Consider the following 20,949-nt stretch of genomic DNA (forward strand, 5'->3'; position numbering starts at 1 on the left):
TAGGATAAGAAATTCAACTTCAACTGAAATTAAACTGTATGAAGCGATTCCTGCGTCTTCTTCCCCTTGCAAAGAATAAATAACATGATTAAGAGAACAAGTGGAAAGATAAGACCAATTCCCATTCCAACACGAATATTATTATCAGAATTCTGGGTAACATAACCTACAATACCAGGTCCAATGCTGCCTCCTAAATCGCCGGCCATGGCGAGCAATGCAAACATTGCGGTTCCACCGGCCGGCATTTTTTTAGATGTAATACTGATCGTTCCAGGCCACATGATTCCAACCGAAAAACCACATACAATACAACCGGTTAATCCGATTACCGGATTCGATGATAAGGTGGTTAAAAGATAACAGATCACACAGAGGATTCCGGAACCTGTCATAAACTTTATCAAATCCATTTTTTCACCATATTTTCCAAAAATCAGGCGACTTATTCCCATTGTAATTGCAAACATGCAAGGTCCAATCAAATCCCCAAAAGTTTTAGAAAGTCCCAGTGCAGCTTCGGCATAGGCTGATGCCCATTGTGCCATAGCCAATTCAGATGCTCCTGAACAAATCATCAGGCAGATTGCCAGCCAGACAACAGGAGTTCGGAATAACTGTCTGACGCCCATTCCATTTCCGTCATTTACTAAATGTTCTATCGGACAAGTTGCGAAATTATATATATTAATCGCCGGAATAAGTGCCCACATGACTGCCAGCCATTTCCAACTATTCATCCCGAACAGGAAGAAAAATAAGCTCGAAATCAGTATGGTGGCTGCCGCACCCCAACAGTAAAAGGAGTGAAGCAGGCTCATAGTTGCTTCTTTATTTTTAAACGGGCATGCTTCGATGATAGGACTGCAGAGAACTTCGATCAATCCACTCCCCACAGCATAGATAATTACACTTATAATAATTCCGGTAAAAGGATTCGGTAACAGATCAGGAAGAAATGCAAGTCCAACTAATCCGGCAGCAGCGCATATTTCAGAAGTTACGATACATACACGATAACCGATTCGATCTACAAACTTCGCACAAAATAAGTCGACTAAAAGCTGTGTGAAGAAAAAGAATGTAGATATTAAAGCAATGTTACCCAATGAAATATCATAATCATTGTGAAATTTTAAAAATAATAGTGGTGCGAAATTTGCGGATATCGCCTGAGTGACGAATCCCAGATAACATGCCACTTTTGTTTTTTGATAATCTGGCATAACAGAAAACTCCTTTGTTCTTTTTATACCGTATTATATATTAGATAACAAGAAAAAACATTGACTTATATTACATAAATATTGTATTATATCGTAAATCCAATAAAAAGGTTGTTGTGAGGAAAGATATGGCACAAAATAAAATTGTAACAGATGAGAATTTAATGGAATCAGCAAAACATGGGACGGACAGTTATCCGTTTAAATGCTATTTTGAAAAGTTATCACAATTTGATTTTTATTGCATTGACTGGCATTGGCATACAGAATGGGAATTTGTATATGTTGAATCCGGAAGCATGACGGTATGTGTTGGTGAATCGATGTTTTCACTATCAGAGGGGAATGGTATTTTTATAAATTCAAAGATTTTGCACAAATTTTATTCCAGTGATGAAACTGTCATCCCCAATTTCCTTTGTATGCCGTCCTTTCTTGCGTCGGAAAATAGTTTGATCTATCAAAAATATATTCAACCGATTGTTTCATCATCGTTGTCATACTTGATCTTAAACGGGGAGAATTTATGGCAAGGAGAGGCATTAGAAATTATGAAGCAAATATTTTCCGCACAGGATAGAGAAGTTGATGGTGAGCTGCTTACATCAGTTCTTATGCAGAAATTATGGCTGATCATTTATGAAAATATTGACAAAACGTGTATGGAAGAGCAAGTGGACGATTCCGGTTCAGTTCAGGCACGCTTGCAGCTTATGATGCAGTTTTTGCACCAGAATTATGCAGAAGATATATCTTTGGAGGAAATTGCCTGTTATGCTAATATTAGTAAAAGTACGGTGTTGAATCTTTTTAATAGATTTTTACATATCACTCCGATTAATTATTTGATCGGCTATCGGCTGAAGAAAGCAGCATTGTTGATTAAAAATACAGAGAAAAAAATCAATACGATTTCTTATGAAACAGGGTTTCATAATGTAGATTATTTTTGTAGAGCATTTAAAAAGAGTTATAATATGACTCCAACAGAATATCGGAAAAGTAAAAATTCAACAGATAAAGTTAGAACAGAAGAGGAGAATGACATTATGATAATTAGAAAATATACAGAAAAAGATATTTCCGAGATGATTCACATCTGGAATGAAGTAGTAGAAGATGGTGAGGCATTTCCACAGGAAGAGTTTTTGGATGACAAGACAGGGGCAGAATTCTTTGCATCACAGACTTATTGCGGTGTTGCGGATAACGATGGGGGAATTGTAGGACTTTATATCTTGCATCCGAATAACATTGGCCGCTGTGGTCACCTTGCAAATGCAAGTTATGCAGTGGATTCAACTTGCCGTGGAAAGCATATCGGTGAGAAACTTGTAAGTGACTGCCTTGTGCAGGCAAAGCTGCATGATTTCAAAATCCTGCAGTTCAATGCAGTGGTAGAAAATAATGTTCACGCACGTCATTTGTACGAGAGATTAGGATTTGTGCAGATTGGAACTGTACCGAATGGATTCCGTATGAAAGATGGGACATATCAGAATATTTGTTTGTATTATAAGGAAGTGTAATAATAAACCAATATTGACAATATAAAGATACGAGGAAAATGAAATGAACATACAGATTTTTGGAACTAAGAAATGCAATGACACCAAGAAAGCAGAACGTTTCTTCAAAGAACGTGGAATCAAATTTCAGTTCATTGATATGAAAGAAAAAGGTATGAGTAAGGGTGAATTCAATTCAGTTGCTCAGGTGAATGGCGGATTAGAAAATATGATCAACTGGGAAGGAAAAGATAAGGATCTTCTTGCTCTGATTAAATACATTGCAGATGAGGATAAGCTTGAAAAGGTGCTTGAAAATCCGCAGGTGATTAAAACGCCGGTTGTAAGAAATGGAAAACAATCAACACTTGGTTATCAGCCGGATGTCTGGAAAGCATGGAAATAAGAAAGGGAAAGGATAAATTATTATGATTTATACAGTAAAGAGAATCGATGAAGATTTAGATTTTGGTTGCGAAGAACGAGCCAAAGACGCTCCGGTTATGGCAGTGGTTACACTTGTAGATTCATCCGGAGAAGAATTGAGGGTGAAAGCAGAGGATGCCCTGCTTTATAAAAACAATATCAATGAAGGAGACAAGGTTTGTTACGATAAAAATGATCCGGATTTTGTTATTAGTCAGATAGAAGCAAAAAATAGCGATTGTTCAGTGTTTCGGATGAATTAAGATAAAAAATAAATTGTTTTTTTTGAGGAAGAACTTATCTACAGTTTCTTCCTCTTTTTTGAGCTTTTTGTAAACAAAATCTGTGCAGGAAGCATAGAAAATATCAAGCAGATTCAGATGTTTGTTAATAAGATAACAATACAAGTGTTTAGGGAAATGAAGTTGTACTATCAATTGATCTAAAAATTACACATAACGCACAAAAACTGTGTTCATAATGTGAAAAACATGTGAAGATTAAGATAAAATGCATAAAAGAATACAGAAATAAACAATACAACTAGTAAAAGTGTTGGAAAATAGTACAACTTTAAAAGATAACTTTCTTGTATTTTATTGAAAAAAAAGGAGGTATAGGAATATAATCAAACCATCAAGAAAAACTTAGATGGAGGAGAAAAATATGAGAAAAGTTTTCAAAAAAGCGTTAGCAGTCACAATGGCAGCCACAATGGTAGTCGGACTTGCTGCATGCGGAAGCAGCGAATCCTCAGACAAGGGTGCTTCCAAATCAGATCAGATTAAAATCGGAGTTTCAATCTGGTCATCAACAGATGTACTTGGATCACAGTGTAAAAAGATGCTGGACGAAGCAGCAAAGGCATTGGACGTAAAATTACAGTATGTGGACCAGGGACATGTTTCAGAGAAAGTTACAGCTTCTGTAGAAACACTTGCAGCAGCAGGATGTCAGGGAATCATCATCTGTAACTCATCTGATACAGAGATGACATCTGCAATCAAAACATGTAACGATAACAAAGTTTATCTGTCACAGTTCTTCCGTGTAATCAGTGAAGAAAACAGCCCGGACATCTATCAGGCAGCAAAGGATTCAGAGTACTACATCGGAGCAGTACATGAAGATGAGCCAGCAAATGGTGAAGAGCTTGTGAATATTCTTCTTGAAAAAGGAGATCGTAACATCGGTCTGATCGGCTGGGAGCAGGGAGATGCTACATGGCTTGGAAGATGGGAAGGTTACAAAGCAGGCGTTGAAAAATGGAACAAAGAACATCCGGATGACAAAGCAAACCTTTCAGAACCACAGTATGCAGGTACTACATCAGAAGGTGGATCAAAAGCAGCAGAAGCCTTAATGGCAGCAGATCCGAACCTTGACGCACTGATTCCGGCAGGTGGCGGCGGAGACCCACTTCAGGGAGCAATCGCAGCAGTAGAACGTGCAGGAAAAACAGACAGCATTGACATTGTTTCAACAGACTTCCTTCCAGACCTTGGAGAAAGACTTGAGAATGGATCAATGGCAGGTGAATCCGGTGGACACTTCTGTGATCCTTTGATTTCCTTCATGATGGTTTACAATGCAATCAAAGGTGACTATGCAGACTTTGGCGGAAAATTTGAAGATGTTCCATTCCCATATCTGTATGTATCATCACCGGAAGACTACAAAGCATATGAAGAATATTTTGTAGATCAGCTTCCATATACAGATGAAGAATTAGTTGAAATGTCAAAACTTAGTCTTGACGACTTAAAAGCAACAGCGGCTAAGGTATCTATTGAAGATGCAGCAGAACGTGCTGGAAAATAAGACAGATAATAATAACGACGATTAACTTGTAAAGGGTGATGTCGCAAAGGCGATGCCACCCTTTCTAAATCAGAAATGATAATTATAAAGAGGTAGATAATATGGGCACTACTAAAAAAATATCAGGGAAAGCGATGGGATATGTGATCTTAATAGGTCTGGTCATACTTTCCTGGGCTATCTTTAAAATTTTAACACCACATAACTTCGGTTCTTTTTCCAATATGCTCAATTACTTTCAGGCCAGCCTGATCGCTACCGTGGGTGCAGTTGGTTTTTACTTTGTAATGGTAATGGGAATGTTCGATTTCTCAATTGGTGCAAATATCATGCTTTCAGCAATCGTTGGATGCGTATTTGCAACCAGATTTAACCTGGGTTATTTTGGACTTATCGCAGGATGTATTATTACAGGTGCGATCGTAGGAACATTAAACGGATTATTCTATGTAAAGCTTCGTATTCCGTCGATGATCGTAACAACAGGTCTGGCTCTTATTTATGAGTCGGTTGCAAACTATATTGCAGGTGGTGTTGAGCAGACACTTCCATCAAATCTTCGTGCATTTGGTCAGATGCCTGGAGATATCATTCTTGCATTAGTGGCTTGCGCAGTAGCTTACATTTTTTTGAATTATACTAAAATCGGAACTTATACCTACGCAATCGGAAGTGACGAGTTCGTTGCAAAGAACATGGGTATTAATGTAAATAAATATAAAGTACTTGCATTTATTTTGAGTGGTGCTTTTCTGGGAGTTATGGCGATTTTAACAATCAGTTATGGTTCCTCTATGGTAGCTGTTACAGGAATGGCGTCCATGAGCCGAAACTTTATTCCGACTATGGGATGTTTCTTTGGTCTGGCATTTAAGAAATACGGAATGCCGCTTCCGGCAATCATTATCGGTGAGTTCGTAATCAACATCATTTTCTTTGGTTTCATTGCACTTGGAGCACCGACTGCAATCCAGGATGTTATCACAGGACTTGCACTGCTTATAATCATTACAGTGACAACAAAGGCTACTAAGGGCGAAATCGTCAAGTAATGAAGGAGGGAGACAGCAATGAGTGAAGTAAGATTACAGGTAAAAAATCTTTGTAAAAACTTCGGTATTACAAAAGCAGTTCAGAATGTATCCTTCAATGTGAATAAAGGAGAGGTTCATGCGCTGATCGGAGAAAATGGTTCCGGTAAGTCAACTCTGACAAATATGCTAACAGGTATTTACAGTATCGGAAGCGGAACATTTATTCTGGACGGAAAAGAGATTCATCCAAAGAACCAGGTAGAAGCAAACAACGAAGGAGTATCCATTATTGTGCAGGAACTTGGAACTCTGTCAGGACTTACTGTTGCAGAGAATATTTTCCTTGGACATGAAGATCAGTTCGTACATTTCGGAATTAAAAATACAAATGCAATGAACAAAAAAGCAACAGAGCTTTTGAAAAAATATGGCTTTGACAGAATCAAAGCAGCAGATATGATCGATAACTACAATTTCGAGGATCGTAAATTGGTTGAGATTGTAAAAGCTACTTATTTTGATCCAAAGGTTGTTGTGATCGATGAGACAACAACAGCGCTTTCACAGGAAGGACGTGAAGAGCTTTACAAACATATGGAAAGAATCAGAAAGAGTGGAAATACAGTTATTTTTATTTCCCATGACCTTCCGGAAATCCTGGATAAGTCTGATACAATTACAATTCTTCGAGATGGTGTTTACATTGATACAGTTAAGAGTAAAGATGTGACAGAAGAAGACTTGAAAAAGCTGATGGTAGGACGTGAAGTGACAGGTGATTATTATCGTTCTGATTATGGCGAAAAAGTATCTGATGAAGTCGTGTTATCAGTGAAAAATGTTACAGTTCCAGGATTGATTGAAAATGTATCCTTTGATCTTCATAAGGGAGAGATTCTTGGATTTGGAGGACTTTCCGAATCAGGTATGCATGAAATCGGAAAAGCTGTTTTTGGAGCATCTTATGATCGTGAAGGTGCGGTGACACTGGCAGACGGAACTCAGATCAACAGCATTCCTACTGCGATTAAAAACAGTATTGCATATACATCTAAGGATCGTGATAATGAATCGGTTGTCCTTAACCAGAGTATCGGAGATAACATTTGCCTTCCGTCACTGGATGAGCTGGCAGGAAAATCACATATTTTAAGAGATAAAAAACGAAAAGAGTTTGCAGATAAGTATGCAAAACAGATGTCTGTAAAAATGGTGGATGTAAACCAGTTTGTATCAAATCTTTCAGGCGGTAATAAGCAGAAGGTTGTTCTTGCAAGATGGATCGGTAAAGATTCTGATATCGTTGTTTTGGACAGTCCGACTCGTGGTATTGATATCAAGGTAAAACAGGATATCTACCAGCTGATGAATCAAATGAGAAAGAATGGAAAATCTATCATTATGATTTCAGAAGAGCTGATGGAGCTGATCGGTATGTGTGACCGCATTATAATCATGAAAGATGGAAAAGTCAGTGGTCAGCTTGATAGAAATAAGGATCTGAATGAAAACAGTCTTATTTCTATGATGGTATAAGGAGGCAACTATGGGAAGTCAAGTGAGTGTAAAAACAAATGATAAAGAGCAGCAGCTGAAAAAAGCATCAAAAATGTCTTTGATCCGTTCGCTCTTACCGATCGTTGGATTGGTTGTTATTTTCCTGTTATTTAACGTTTTGACAGATTTCAGAATGATGGGAAATCTGTCGCTGGTATTTTCACAAATATATGTAACAATGATTGCAGCAATGGGAGTTTTCTTCATTATGACAATGGGAGGCCTTGATTTCTCCCAGGGATCCATTCTCGGTATTTCTTCTATTGTTGTATGTATGCTTTCACAGAAGAGCATTCCGCTTGCAATTATCGGAGGTATTGTAAGCGGTGCTGCAATCGGAGCATTGAACGGTTACTTTTATGTATTTCGTAAGATCAAATCATTTATTGTAACAATCTGTACAATGTTCTTGTTCCGTGGATTTATCAAATACCTTACAACAAATGCGCCGGTTGCGGGTTCTGCAAAACTGATCAACTACGATAGTACAGAGCTTAAGATTGCTTGTACAGTAGTGATCCTTCTTATTGGATTTGTTGCATTTCGTTATACGAAATTTGGAACTTATCTGAAAGCAATCGGAGCAGGAGAGAAAGCAGCGATGTTTTCAGGTATCCGTACAGATAAGATGAAATTCCTTATCTATGTACTTGCAGGAGCAATTACGGGATTTGCTGCATTTATCAATGTAATCAAAGTTGGATCAGTTACTTCTTCAGGAGGTAATCAGCTCGAAACACAGATTCTTATCGCGTTGGTATTAGGCGGAATGCCTATTTCCGGTGGTGCAAAGGTTCGTTTTGAAAATATTATTGTTGGATCATTACTGTATGTTGTACTGAATAGTGGACTGACAATGATGGGATTCTCAACACAGATGATGCAGTTGATTCAGGGAATCGTATTCTTGATTTTCGTTGCAGTATTTGCGGATCGTGAATCTATTCAGGTAATCAAATAATATAGAATAAACTATACGTGATCGGGGAATGCTCTTGTCAGAAGCACTTCCCCGGAAGTATAATATAAAGATCAGAATCTTTACCATAAAGCGCGGTTAGAGAGTCTGGTCTTTATTTTATGGGAAAGGCAGAAGTTATGAGTAACATGGATCAAGAATGTTTGAAATATCAAAAATTATATAATTGGGCTCATACACTTATCACCAGTGGTGTGATAAAAAATATGGATAAATTTCCGTCAGAACCAAGTCTTCAAAAGAAATTTGGGTATTCTAGACAGACTGTAAGAACTGCACTGCAGAAACTAGAGGAAGAGGGGCTGGTAACTCGTGTAAGAGGAAGCGGAACCTATGTGTCTTATGACTGCAGTAAGGTAAATGAAGAACGACCGCAGGTCGGACTTCTTTTGAGTTATTATTCGGATTATCTTTTTCCAAGAGTATATGATGGGATTGAATCTTGTCTTACGGAAAAAGGATATGCTATAGAGGTGGCTGTGACAAAGAATCGATTGAATGATGAAGCTATCTATTTGGAAGGGATTCTGAAAGGGGATGTCAGTGGTTTGATCATAGAAGGCTCAAGATCTGCATTTCCGAATCCCAATATCCGACTTTATAAAGAAATTAAAAGAAGGAATATTCCGACACTTTTTATTCATAATCATTATGAAAATATGGTGTTTGACAGTGTGGAAATGTCAGATAAGAAGTGTTCGTACGAATTGACAAAACTTTTAATTGAAAATGGACATCGCAGGATAGGCGGGATTTTTAAATATGATGATATGCAGGGGATTGAGAGATATAAAGGCTTTATTCAGTGTTTATCAGATTATGGAGTAAAATTTGATGATGATTATATTCGTTGGTATTCAACAAAAGATATGGAAGAAAAGCTGAGCAAAAAAGGTTTACTCCGAATGTATAGACGTACGAAAGACTGTACGGCAATGATTGTATATAATGATGAAGTTGCGAATTATTACATGGATTTCTTGGAGGAGAGGGGATTACATGTGCCAGAGGATGTTTCGCTGGTATCATTTGATGATGCGGAGCTTTTAGATGCAAACAACGGGGCTCAGCTGGTTTCTGCAATTCATCCGAAATATCAGCTTGGACGTATTACAGCAAAGAATCTTCTTAGAATGATGGAAGATGAAAAGTGGCAGGAAAAGAATTATTCGTACCGATTTCCGGTGAAGATAAAAGAAGGTAATTCTATACAAAAAATAGGCAGATAGAAATCTGGTAACGAAAAGGAGGCAATCACGATGGATTTCTACAAGAGAGCACTTGAATTAAAAGACGAAACAGTAGCAGACAGAAGATACATTCATCAGAATGCAGAGACAGGACTTGAGCTTCCGAAGACGAAAGCTTATGTGATGGATAAGTTGAAAGAGTATGGTCTGGATCCGGTTGAATGCGGAGAGGGAGTTACGGCAACGCTTGGAAATGGCGGTAGGGTTCTTCTCCTGCGTGCAGATATGGATGGACTTCCGATGCCGGAGGAAAGTGGTGAAGCATTTGCTTGTCCAACAGGAAAAACAGCACATACTTGTGGACATGATTTTCATGCGGCAATGCTTTTGAGTGCGGCAAGAATCTTAAAAGAACAGGAGAGCAAGTTGAAAGGAACTGTGAAATTCATGTTCCAGCCGGCGGAAGAGACATTTCAGGGAAGTAAGAATATGATTGAGCATGGGATTCTTGAGAATCCGAAGGTAGATGCAGCACTTGCGTATCATGTATCTCCGGGAAAGATGCCGGTCGGACTTTTTATGTATAATGATAAAGGCACAATGATGTATTCTGTTGATGGATTTAAAATCACGGTCAAAGGGAAAGGTTCTCACGGAGCCTATCCTCATGCGGGTGTGGATCCGATTAATATCGGAGTACACATTCATCTTGCATTGCAGGAGTTGATTGCAAGAGAGACTGATCCGGCGCACGCATGCGTTCTGACAATTGGACAGTTTAAGGCCGGCGAGGCGGCAAATATTATCCCAGAGACAGCAGTTCTTCAGGGAACAATTCGTACAAATAATACAAAAGAGCGCGAACTTCTTGTTCGTCGAATGAAAGAAGTGGCAGAGAAGACTGCAGCTGTGTATAATGGCAGTGTAGAAATCGAGATGATCTCTGAGGTTCCACCGCTGATCTGCAATCCGGCATTGACGGACGAAATGATTGGATATATGAAAGAGATGGATATTCCGGGCCTTACTCCGGTTCCGGATGTGAGTGCAAGTGCATCGGAAGATTTTGCAGTGATCGCAGAGAAAGTTCCGAGTACATTTATGTATCTCTCAGCAGGTTATACGGATGAGCGGGGAACTTATCCGGCACACAATCCGAAGGTACAGTTTAATGAAGATGTCTGCCCGATCGGTGTGGCATGTCTGGCACAGTGTGCGGTGAAATGGTTGGAGAGTCATCAGGAATAAGAAGTAAAATACAAAATCAAGAGAAGAAACAAGAATACGATTGGAGAGCGATATGAGCATATTAAATGTAGAACACCTGACACATGGATTTGGAGACCGTGCAATCTTCAATGATGTGTCATTCCGACTTTTGAAAGGAGAGCACATTGGTCTTGTGGGGGCCAACGGAGAAGGAAAATCCACCTTTATGAGCATTGTTACAGGGAAAATGTTACCGGATGAAGGGAAGGTTGAGTGGTCAAAGAATGTGCATGCAGGTTATCTGGATCAGCATGCAGTTCTTGAGAAAGGAATGACGATCCGTCAGGCTTTGAAATCCGCATTTGATCCACTCCTTCAGAAGGAGCAGAGAATGAATGAAATCTGTGATATGCTTGGAACAGCAGATGAGGAAGAAATGAATGCGTTGATGGAAGAACTTGGTACGATCCAGGATGAACTGACACTGCATGATTTCTATACGATTGATGCGAAGGTAGAAGAGGTTGCGCGTGCACTTGGATTACTTGATCTTGGATTGGACAGAGATGTGACAGACTTAAGTGGTGGACAGAGAACGAAAGTGCTTCTTGCGAAACTTCTCCTTGAGAAGCCGGATATCCTGCTTCTTGACGAGCCGACAAACTATCTGGATGAGGAGCATATTGCATGGCTGAAGCGTTATCTGCTGGACTACGAGAATGCATTTATCCTTATTTCACATGATATTCCGTTCTTAAATGAAGTCGTGAATATTATTTATCATATGGAAAATCAGGAATTGAACCGTTATGTGGGCGATTATGATCATTTTCAGGAAGTTTATGCAGTGAAGAAAGCTCAGCTTGAAGCGGCTTACCGGCGTCAGCAGCAGGAAATCAGCGAGCTGAAGGATTTCGTTGCAAGAAATAAAGCTCGTGTGTCTACAAGAAATATGGCGATGTCCCGTCAGAAAAAGCTGGATAAGATGGATGTGATCGAGCTTGCGGCAGAAAGACCAAAGCCGGAATTCCATTTCAAATATGGAAGAACTCCTGGTAAGATGCTTTTTGAGACGAAGGATCTTGTGACAGGATATGATGAACCATTATCTAAACCGTTGAATTTCTCTATGGAACGTGGACAGAAAATCGCACTTGTTGGAACAAATGGAATTGGAAAAACCACATTGCTAAAGAGTATTCTTGGATTGATTCCTTCTTTATCAGGAAGTGTTGAACTTGGTGATAACCTTGAACTTGGTTATTTTGAGCAGGAAGTAAAAGGAGAAAAGCGTAATAGTTGTATTGAGGAACTGTGGCAGGAATTTCCTTCTTATACACAGTATCAGGTGCGTTCCGCGCTTGCAAAATGCGGACTTACAACGAAGCATATCGAAAGTCAGGTGCGTGTACTCAGCGGTGGAGAGCAGGCAAAGGTGCGTCTCTGTAAGTTGTTAAACAGAGATACGAATTTCCTTCTCCTTGACGAGCCGACGAATCATCTTGATGTGGATGCAAAGGATTCTCTCAAGCAGGCATTACAGGAGTACAAGGGAAGTATCCTTCTGATCTGCCACGAACCTGAATTTTATCAGGACGTGGTTGATGAAGTGTGGGATATGAGCCAGTGGACGACAAAAGTATTCTAAAAATTGCACAAATAGAGCTGCATGTGAATTATGCAATAATCACGAAAATGTTTGAAAATTTAAAAATCTCTTAAAATAATACTGAAAAAATGTTATACTACACACGTAGAGTCTGTTATAAAAAAGGGCAGTACATTGTGGACAACAACAGTGTAAATAAAAAGAACAGGAGGTTTTGAAAATGCTCAGCAGAGGAGACGCAGTTGTATATAAGTGCAGAGGAGTGTACAAGGTAGAAGAAGTAGGAAAACTGGATTTTTCATTTGTGGATGGCAAGAAAGATTATTATACATTACAATCCATAGACAATCAGAGAGATAAGGCGTATGTTCCGATTGATGATGAGAAGAACATCCGTCGTCCGGTGAGTGAGCAGAAGGCGAAGGAACTGTTGGATAATCTTACAGAGGTTGGTATACTGAATGTAAAGAATGAAAAGTACAGAGAACAGGAATACAAGGATTGTATCTCAAGCTTCTGTCCTGAGAACTGGGTCAAAGTGCTGAAGACATTGTATAGCCGAACAAAACGAAGAGGCAGCATGACAAGCATGGATAAGAAATATCAGCTGCTTCTGGAACATGCTCTTTCGAGTGAAATGAATTATGTTCTTGGAATTCCGGCAGGCGAGATGACAGAACTGATCAAAAAGAGTGAATAGTTACTAGAATTTAATAGAAAGAGGTCCGAAGCTACGGAAAATCAGGATTTTTCATTCAATAGCTGCCGGGCCTGGACTTGCGAAAAAAGCATGTGCATGATATACTTCTCCTGAATCTATTATTTTAGGAGAAGTTTTTCGTTTTTTTCTAGTAGATTGTCAAGAAAGCGAACGTACCGAAAGGAGAACAACAATGAAGATGCTGTCGATTGAGCAGGAACTTAAGAGTAACTCTTATCCAGGAAGAGGAATTATTATTGGTAAAAGCCCGGATGGAAAGAAGGCTGTCACTGCCTATTTTATTATGGGACGCAGTGAGAACAGTAGAAACCGTGTGTTTGTAGAGGACGGAGAGGGAATCCGTACACAGGCATTTGATCCATCGAAGCTTACAGACCCAAGTCTGATTATTTACGCACCGGTCAGAGTATTGGGGAATAAGACGATCGTAACAAACGGAGATCAGACAGATACGATTTATGAAGGAATGGATAAGCAGCTTACTTTTGAGCAGTCTCTTCGTTCTAGAGAATTCGAGCCGGATGGTCCGAACTACACACCACGTATTTCTGGTGTGATGCATATTGAGAATGGCAATTTTAATTATGCAATGTCAATCCTGAAGAGCAATAACGGAAACCCGGACAGTTGCAACAGATATACTTTTGCATACGAGAATCCGGCAGCCGGTGAAGCTCATTTTATTCACACTTATATGCATGATGGCAACCCGCTTCCAAGCTTTGAGGGAGAACCGAAGTTGATAGAGGTGCTGGACAACATGGAAGAGTTTGCAGACCTTCTGTGGAACAGCCTGAATGAGGAAAATAAAGTGTCATTATTTGTCCGTTACATTGATATCGAGACAGGTAACTATGAGACAAAGATCGTGAATAAGAACAAATAAGGAGCGTAAAGACAGATGAAAGAATTAGAATTGAAATACGGATGTAACCCGAATCAGAAACCTTCAAGAATTTACATGAACGACGACAGAGAGCTTCCAATCAAGGTGCTCAGCGGACGTCCAGGATATATTAACTTCCTGGATGCGTTCAATGGATGGCAGCTGGTATCAGAACTGAAGAAAGCAACAGGACTTCCGGCTGCAACTTCATTCAAGCATGTATCACCGGCCGGAGCGGCTGTTGGTCTTCCACTGTCAGAGACACTGGCGAAGATTTACTGGGTAGATGATCTTGGAGAACTTTCTCCACTTGCATGTGCTTATGCAAGAGCGCGTGGCGCAGACCGTATGTCTTCTTTCGGTGACTTTATTTCTCTGTCTGACGTCTGTGATGTTGATACAGCGCGCCTGATCAAGAGAGAGGTATCTGATGGAGTGATCGCACCGGGATATGAGCCGGAAGCACTTGAACTTCTGAAACAGAAGAAAAAAGGAAATTACAATATTATTCAGATCGATCCGGATTATGTGCCTGCACCGTTAGAGCACAAGGAAGTATTCGGAATTACATTTGAGCAGGGAAGAAATGAACTGAATATCGATAAAGATTTCTTCTCAAATGTTGTGACAGATGTGAAAGAGATCCCGGATGCAGCGAAGATCGATCTTGCTATTTCCATGATTACACTGAAATATACACAGTCTAACTCTGTATGTTATGTAAAAGATGGACAGGCAATCGGAATCGGTGCCGGACAGCAGTCAAGAATCCACTGTACACGTCTTGCCGGACAGAAGGCAGATAACTGGTGGTTACGTCAGAATCCGAAGGTACTTGGACTTCAGTTCAAGGATGGAATCGGACGTGCAGACAGAGATAATGCGATCGATCTTTACATCGGAGAGGAATATATGGATGTTCTCGCAGATGGTGTCTGGGAGAATACATTTAAGGTAAAACCGGAAGTATTTACAAGAGAAGAGAAGAGAGCATGGCTGGACCAGCTGACAGATGTTGCGCTTGGTTCTGATGCATTCTTCCCATTCGGTGATAATATTGAGCGTGCACATAAGAGTGGTGTAACTTATATTGCACAGCCAGGTGGATCTGTGCGTGATGATAATGTAATTGCTACATGTAACAAATACGGCATGGCAATGGCATTTACAGGAATCCGTCTGTTCCATCATTAGAAACTTAAGATAAGATGATAAAAGAACCGGGACTTTTGGTGAAGAACCGGCGGTATAGAAAGGCTGAAATATTATGGTAATAGAGACAAGAAGCCCGGAAGAGACATTTGCAGTCGGTAAAAGTCTTGGTGAAAAAGCATTCCCAGGTCAGGTGTTAACCCTGACCGGGGATCTTGGAGTTGGGAAAACGGTCTTTACTCAGGGACTTGCAGAAGGACTTGGGATTGAAGAACCGGTGAATAGTCCGACATTTACCATCGTTCAGGTTTATGAAGAAGGGCGTCTGCCCTTCTATCATTTTGATGTCTACAGAATCGGTGACATTGAAGAGATGGACGAGGTGGGATTTGAAGAATACGTGATGGGAGAAGGTGTCTCACTGATCGAGTGGGCGAATCTGATAGAAGAGATTCTTCCGGAACGTCGGACAAATATTCTGATCGAGAAGGATCTGACACAGGGATTTGATTATCGTCGGATCACAATCGAGGAACAATAACGATAAAAAATTAGAAGAATGGAACAAAGAGAAGGCTGTTGATACAGAGAACATTCTTACAGCAGCTGACAGAGGAAGGAAGCAAGACCATGAGAGTATTGGCGATAGACAGCTCAGGACTGACAGCAACGGTTGCAGTCGTTGAGGATGAACAGACAATTGCGGAGTATACCGTAAATTATAAGAAGACACATTCGCAGACACTTCTGCCGATGATTGATGAGGTAAAGAAGATGATCGATCTGGATCTGTCCAGCATTGATGCCATTGCTGTGTCAGGAGGACCGGGCTCTTTTACCGGGCTTAGAATCGGATCTGCTACTGCGAAAGGACTGGGACTTGCTCTTGGAAAACCTCTGATCCATGTTCCAACAGTGGATGCACTGGCCTATAATGTTTATGGATGTGGCGACTTGATCTGCCCAATCATGGATGCCAGAAGAAAACAGGTTTATACAGGATTGTATTCATTTTCACATGAAGTGAAAGATGGAACACATCTGACAGAGGCAGCATTTCATGTGGAAGAACAGCAGATGGCGATTGCAGTAGAAGAGTTGATCGGTAAGCTGAATGCGTATAAACGTCCGGTTGTATTTTTGGGAGACGGAGTACCAGTGTATCGTCAGATGCTTGAAGAGGGACTTGAAGTCCCGTATTCATTTGCCCCATCATACATGAACCGTCAGAGAGCGGCTGTAGTAGGAGCACTTGGTATTGCGTATTATTATGCAGGAAAATATGAGACAGCAAAGGCGCATAAGCCGGATTATCTGCGTGTGTCTCAGGCAGAGCGCGAACGTGCGCAGCGTGAAAAAGAAGCAAAGACAGAAGTGCGTGAGATGACGATTGAAGACGGTGCTGTAGTTGCTGAGATTGAGCACCAGTCATTTTCTGATGCCTGGAGCGAGAAGGCGATTCTAGAGACGCTGGAACAGAACAATAGTGTCTGCTTTGTTGCGGAAAAAGCAGGGAAAAGAGTAGGATATCTGCTTGGTTATACTGCAGTTGATGAAGTGGAGATTGCAAGAATCGCAGTGATTGATGAGATGAAACGTCAGGGAGTTGGTCATGCATTAATGCTAGCTTTGAAGGCGTGGAGTAAAGAACATCAGATTGCAAAGGTTCTGTTGGATGTAAGAGAAAGTAATCAGGCAGCAGGAGCATTTTATGCGAGAGAAGGATTCATAAATGATGGAGTCCGCAAAGCATTCTATCAGGATCCGAAGGAAGATGCAGTACTGATGAGTCTGGAAATAGATAAATAACCAGCAGTTTCCAGTGGAAATTGCGAAAACTGTTTTGTATAATTGAGGCGTAACAAAGGAAGAAAACAGGAATATTCCGTTTTTGTAAATTACAATGATGAGTAACAACATAATTGCTGCTCACAGGAGGAAAACGTATGCGCCAGTATCAGTTGAAAGAAACAAAAGAAATTACGAAAATTATTTGTAACCGGTGTGGAAAAGAAACAAAAGTTGTGAGTGGGATTCCGAAAAGAGAGATGCTTCATGTAGAGCATACCTGGGGCTATTTTTCTGGAAAAGATGGAGAAAGCTGCAGTTTTGATCTGTGCGAGGAGTGTTTTGATGAAATTACAAAGGGGTTCCTCATTCCAACCGAATGTAAAGATGAATGAAAGAGTCTGGTTTGCAGTTTCGGGCAAACCGTAATGGACAAGAAGATAGAGGAATATTATGTTAGATGTATGTTTGCTTGGAAGTGGTGGGATGATGCCGCTTCCTTATCGTTTCCTTACTTCCTTAATGACAAGGTTTAACGGAAGCAGTCTGATGATTGACTGCGGAGAAGGAACACAGGTAGCTGTAAAAGAGAAGGGCTGGAGTTTTAAACCAATCGATGTGATCTGTTTTACTCATTATCATGGGGATCATATCAGTGGACTTCCGGGTCTTCTACTTACAATGGGAAATGCAGACCGTAGGGAACCGTTGACACTGATCGGACCGAAAGGTCTTGAAAGGGTTGTCAGTTGCCTGCGCGTAATTGCGCCGGAACTGCCATTTCCAATCATTTATCAGGAGATTCAGGGAGCGGAGCAGACATTTGAGTTAAATGGATACCGGTTGAAAGCATTTCGTGTGAACCATAATGTACTTTGCTATGGTTATACGATTGAAATTGACCGCGCCGGTAAGTTTGATGTGGAGCGTGCCCGTGCAAATGAGATTCCGCAGAAATACTGGAGTCGCTTACAGAACGGAGAAACTGTAGAAAGTGAAATGGGAATTTTGACACCGGATATGGTGCTCGGTCCACAGAGAAAAGGAATTAAGCTGACTTATACAACAGATACAAGGCCGACAGATTCGATTCGTGAGAATGCGAAAGATTCAGATCTTTTCATCTGTGAAGGCATGTATGGAGAGAAAGAGAAAGCAGCGAAGGCAGTAGAGTATAAGCATATGACATTTTATGAAGCGGCGGAACTGGCGAAAGAAGCGAATGTTGGCGAGATGTGGCTGACACATTATAGCCCATCACTTACAAAGCCGGAACATTATATGAATGATGTGGAAAAGATATTCCCTCGGGCGAAAGCTGGAAAGGATGGAATGTCTGTTGATCTGATGTTTGAAGATTGAGAGGGATAGAAAATGAGTGAAAGCAAAGAGATTAATATACTGGCAATCGAAAGTTCCTGTGATGAGACAGCGGCAGCAGTAGTACGAAACGGACGAGAAGTGCGCTCAAATATTATTTCTTCTCAGATTGATCTGCACAAATTATACGGTGGTGTTGTGCCGGAAATTGCATCAAGAAAGCATATTGAGAAGATTAATCAGGTGATTGAAGAGGCGCTTAGTGAAGCAGGGACAACATTAGATGAGATTGACGCAATCGGTGTAACTTATGGACCGGGGCTTGTAGGAGCCCTTCTTGTTGGCGTGGCTGAAGCAAAAGCAATCGCATGGGCGAAAGATATTCCACTGGTTGGAGTGCATCATATTGAGGGGCACATTTCTGCAAATTATATCGAACATCCAGATCTTGAGCCACCGTTTGTGTGTCTTGTTGCATCCGGCGGACATACGCATCTTGTATGTGTGAAGGAATATGGAAAATATGAGATCCTCGGAAGAACCAGAGATGATGCAGCGGGTGAAGCTTATGATAAAGTGGCTCGTGCAATCGGACTCGGTTATCCGGGCGGTCCAAAGATTGACCGTATTGCCAAAGAGGGAAATCCGGATGCAATCCAGTTCCCAAAGGCAAAGGTAAATGATGCAGAGTATGATTTTAGTTTCAGTGGACTGAAATCAGCGGTATTGAATTATATTAATGGCTGTAAGATGAAAGGTGAGACATTTGATCCTGCAGATCTTGCAGCATCTTTCCAGAAGGCAGTAGTAGAAGTTCTTGTGGGTAATTCAATGCGTGCAGTAGAAAAACTCGGCATGAAGAAATTTGCGATTGCGGGAGGAGTTGCGTCTAATTCAGCGCTTCGTGAAGCGATGGAAGAAGCTTGTGAGAAACGTGGAATGAAATTCTATCGTCCGTCACCGATTTACTGTACAGATAATGCGGCAATGATCGGAGCGGCGGCTTATTATGAATACCTTGCCGGAACTCGTTCGGGATGGGATTTGAATGCTGTGCCGAACCTGAAATTGGGTGAACGTTAAGATAGTTGATTTACGTGTCAGTTATTTGAATAACAAAGAGATATGAACAGGATTTTGTGAAGAGTTGTGAATAACTTTGCAAAATCCTGTATTTAATGTGAATAACAGGAGAGAAAAATGGAGAAGAAATATTGTACAGCAGTTGTTCTTGCTGGCGGAAGTGGAAAAAGAATGGGGACAAAAGTTCATAAACAGTACTTGATGCTGAAAGGCTATCCTGTACTTTATTATTCTCTGAAAGCATTTCAGGATTCCTCATGGATTGATGAGATCGTTCTTGTCAGCGGTACAGGTGAAGAAGAATATTGTCAAAAAGAAATCGTAGAAAAATACGGTTTTTCAAAAGTACGCAAAATTGTATCTGGAGGAGCAGAGCGATATAATTCTGTTTGGAATGGTCTTCAGCAAATAACAGAAGAAGATGGGTTCGTATATATTCATGACGGGGCGAGACCTTTTGTGGATGATGCTATGATTGAACGCGCCTATTCTTGCGTGGAAGAAACGAATGCATGTGTTGCCGGCATGCCTGTAAAGGATACAATCAAAGTCGTGGACGAAAAGAATTATGTGAAAGGCACACCGGAGCGAAAAACACTCTGGCTTGTTCAGACGCCACAGGTTTTTGACGTTCAGCTGATTAAAGAGGCTTATCAGAAACTGATTGACGAGAAAATTGAAAATGCGACAGATGATGCGATGGTAGTCGAGCAGATGATGGGACATACTGTTAAATTATATCCCGGAGCATATGAAAATATAAAAATCACAACACCGGAAGATCTTCTTGTGGCGGAAGCGTTTCTGTAGGAATATACAAGGGAACTGTCTTATGTTTATTCCTTAATTTCAAAAAAATATAAAAACAGGTCAAGGAAACTTGCTTAAAAGCATGACTGAGAATCGAGATACTTAAGAATAAATCAAGAAAAGAGAGGGATTTTTCGATGTTGTAAAGTGTGAAAAAAGCCCCAAAAATCAAGGGAAACAAAGAAAGTAAAAAAAATGTGAAAAAAATGAAAAAAAGGTGTTGACATTTGGGTCTACCTTATGATAAGATTATCAGCGTCGCAAGTGAAACGACAACAACTTAATAAGAATTGCTAATCGGCAATGATTAGGTATTATGGAGAGGTATCGAAGTGGTCATAACGAGGCGGTCTTGAAAACCGTTTGTCCGAAAGGGCGCGTGGGTTCGAATCCCACCCTCTCCGTTTTTTATGGAGAAGTACCCAAGCTGGCCGAAGGGGCTCCCCTGGAAAGGGAGTAGGTCGTTAGTAGCGGCGCGAGGGTTCAAATCCCTCCTTCTCCGTTTGTTTTATGAAAACTCATAAAACTTTTTAAAAAAGTTCTTGACAAACAAAAACAGCTATGTTAATATAAACAAGCTGTCGCTTGAAAAGAACGACACAAACAAAGAACCTTGATAACTGAACAATA

General features: G+C 40.5%; 20 protein-coding genes, 2 tRNA genes and 1 pseudogene. 22 read left to right on the top strand and 1 reads right to left on the bottom strand.

Features of this window, described 5'->3' with window-relative positions:
* Positions 1 to 29: 29 nt before the first annotated feature.
* On the bottom strand, positions 30 to 1,226 hold the full coding sequence (locus LI126_RS09585; protein WP_196021293.1) for an MFS transporter: 1,197 nt from the start codon (positions 1,224 to 1,226) through the stop codon (positions 30 to 32).
* A gap of 164 nt (positions 1,227 to 1,390) precedes the next feature.
* Here LI126_RS09585 and LI126_RS15925 point away from each other — a divergent pair.
* The 22 genes and pseudogenes from LI126_RS15925 to LI126_RS09695 all read left to right on the top strand — a co-directional run.
* A pseudogene (locus LI126_RS15925) lies at positions 1,391 to 2,215 on the top strand (AraC family transcriptional regulator); the annotation flags it as partial.
* A 60-nt stretch (positions 2,216 to 2,275) separates the two neighbouring features.
* Complete coding sequence (locus LI126_RS15930) at positions 2,276 to 2,755, top strand: GNAT family N-acetyltransferase (protein ID WP_155204410.1); 480 nt, start codon at positions 2,276 to 2,278, stop codon at positions 2,753 to 2,755.
* Between the two features lie 43 nt (positions 2,756 to 2,798).
* The gene (locus LI126_RS09600; RefSeq protein ID WP_117962063.1) at positions 2,799 to 3,140 is read left to right on the top strand and encodes an arsenate reductase family protein; all 342 of its coding nucleotides are present in this window, start codon (positions 2,799 to 2,801) and stop codon (positions 3,138 to 3,140) included.
* Positions 3,141 to 3,162: 22 nt separating this feature from the next.
* Positions 3,163 to 3,423: a hypothetical protein gene (locus tag LI126_RS09605; protein ID WP_055148801.1), complete on the top strand. Its 261-nt coding sequence runs from the start codon at positions 3,163 to 3,165 to the stop codon at positions 3,421 to 3,423.
* 403 nt (positions 3,424 to 3,826) lie between these two features.
* Positions 3,827 to 4,981, top strand: coding sequence for a sugar ABC transporter substrate-binding protein (locus LI126_RS09610; RefSeq protein ID WP_055148803.1), 1,155 nt, complete (start codon positions 3,827 to 3,829; stop codon positions 4,979 to 4,981).
* Between the two features lie 101 nt (positions 4,982 to 5,082).
* Positions 5,083 to 6,033 (top strand): ABC transporter permease, encoded by a 951-nt coding sequence (locus tag LI126_RS09615; RefSeq protein WP_054753419.1) that lies wholly within the window; start codon positions 5,083 to 5,085, stop codon positions 6,031 to 6,033.
* An 18-nt stretch (positions 6,034 to 6,051) separates the two neighbouring features.
* Positions 6,052 to 7,551, top strand: a complete 1,500-nt coding sequence (locus LI126_RS09620) for a sugar ABC transporter ATP-binding protein (RefSeq protein ID WP_054753421.1) — start codon at positions 6,052 to 6,054, stop codon at positions 7,549 to 7,551.
* Between the two features lie 10 nt (positions 7,552 to 7,561).
* Positions 7,562 to 8,533: an ABC transporter permease gene (locus LI126_RS09625; RefSeq protein WP_081016917.1), complete on the top strand. Its 972-nt coding sequence runs from the start codon at positions 7,562 to 7,564 to the stop codon at positions 8,531 to 8,533.
* Between the two features lie 119 nt (positions 8,534 to 8,652).
* Positions 8,653 to 9,780: a GntR family transcriptional regulator gene (locus LI126_RS09630; RefSeq protein ID WP_226865666.1), complete on the top strand. Its 1,128-nt coding sequence runs from the start codon at positions 8,653 to 8,655 to the stop codon at positions 9,778 to 9,780.
* A 30-nt stretch (positions 9,781 to 9,810) separates the two neighbouring features.
* Positions 9,811 to 10,989, top strand: coding sequence for a M20 family metallopeptidase (locus LI126_RS09635; protein WP_227165273.1), 1,179 nt, complete (start codon positions 9,811 to 9,813; stop codon positions 10,987 to 10,989).
* A gap of 52 nt (positions 10,990 to 11,041) precedes the next feature.
* The gene (locus LI126_RS09640) at positions 11,042 to 12,598 is read left to right on the top strand and encodes an ABC-F family ATP-binding cassette domain-containing protein (protein WP_227165274.1); all 1,557 of its coding nucleotides are present in this window, start codon (positions 11,042 to 11,044) and stop codon (positions 12,596 to 12,598) included.
* A 181-nt stretch (positions 12,599 to 12,779) separates the two neighbouring features.
* Positions 12,780 to 13,259, top strand: a complete 480-nt coding sequence (locus LI126_RS09645; protein WP_054753423.1) for a CarD family transcriptional regulator — start codon at positions 12,780 to 12,782, stop codon at positions 13,257 to 13,259.
* A 193-nt stretch (positions 13,260 to 13,452) separates the two neighbouring features.
* Positions 13,453 to 14,166, top strand: coding sequence for an IMP cyclohydrolase (locus LI126_RS09650; RefSeq protein WP_227165275.1), 714 nt, complete (start codon positions 13,453 to 13,455; stop codon positions 14,164 to 14,166).
* Between the two features lie 15 nt (positions 14,167 to 14,181).
* Positions 14,182 to 15,360 carry a phosphoribosylaminoimidazolecarboxamide formyltransferase gene (locus tag LI126_RS09655; RefSeq protein WP_055148807.1) on the top strand — a complete coding sequence of 393 codons (1,179 nt, stop codon included), beginning with the start codon at positions 14,182 to 14,184 and terminating at the stop codon, positions 15,358 to 15,360.
* 73 nt (positions 15,361 to 15,433) lie between these two features.
* Positions 15,434 to 15,859, top strand: coding sequence for a tRNA (adenosine(37)-N6)-threonylcarbamoyltransferase complex ATPase subunit type 1 TsaE (tsaE, locus tag LI126_RS09660; protein WP_015529907.1), 426 nt, complete (start codon positions 15,434 to 15,436; stop codon positions 15,857 to 15,859).
* Positions 15,860 to 15,948: 89 nt separating this feature from the next.
* Complete coding sequence (tsaB, locus tag LI126_RS09665; RefSeq protein WP_055148813.1) at positions 15,949 to 17,127, top strand: tRNA (adenosine(37)-N6)-threonylcarbamoyltransferase complex dimerization subunit type 1 TsaB; 1,179 nt, start codon at positions 15,949 to 15,951, stop codon at positions 17,125 to 17,127.
* A 137-nt stretch (positions 17,128 to 17,264) separates the two neighbouring features.
* A complete protein-coding gene (locus LI126_RS09670; protein ID WP_015529908.1) occupies positions 17,265 to 17,501 on the top strand; it encodes a hypothetical protein in 237 nt (78 codons plus the stop codon).
* A 58-nt stretch (positions 17,502 to 17,559) separates the two neighbouring features.
* Entirely contained in the window at positions 17,560 to 18,468 is a 909-nt protein-coding gene (locus tag LI126_RS09675; RefSeq protein WP_227165276.1) for a ribonuclease Z, read from the top strand.
* Positions 18,469 to 18,480: 12 nt separating this feature from the next.
* Entirely contained in the window at positions 18,481 to 19,509 is a 1,029-nt protein-coding gene (gene tsaD / locus LI126_RS09680) for a tRNA (adenosine(37)-N6)-threonylcarbamoyltransferase complex transferase subunit TsaD (protein WP_117542559.1), read from the top strand.
* A 117-nt stretch (positions 19,510 to 19,626) separates the two neighbouring features.
* On the top strand, positions 19,627 to 20,319 hold the full coding sequence (gene ispD / locus LI126_RS09685) for a 2-C-methyl-D-erythritol 4-phosphate cytidylyltransferase (protein WP_117498598.1): 693 nt from the start codon (positions 19,627 to 19,629) through the stop codon (positions 20,317 to 20,319).
* Between the two features lie 318 nt (positions 20,320 to 20,637).
* A tRNA-Ser gene (locus LI126_RS09690) sits at positions 20,638 to 20,723 on the top strand.
* Between the two features lie 8 nt (positions 20,724 to 20,731).
* Positions 20,732 to 20,821, top strand: a tRNA-Ser gene (locus LI126_RS09695).
* The last annotated feature ends 128 nt before the right edge of the window (positions 20,822 to 20,949 follow it).

The sequence above is a fragment of the Mediterraneibacter sp. 210702-DFI.5.30 genome (genome assembly GCF_020560115.1).
Lineage (GTDB): Bacteria > Bacillota > Clostridia > Lachnospirales > Lachnospiraceae > Mediterraneibacter > Mediterraneibacter faecis.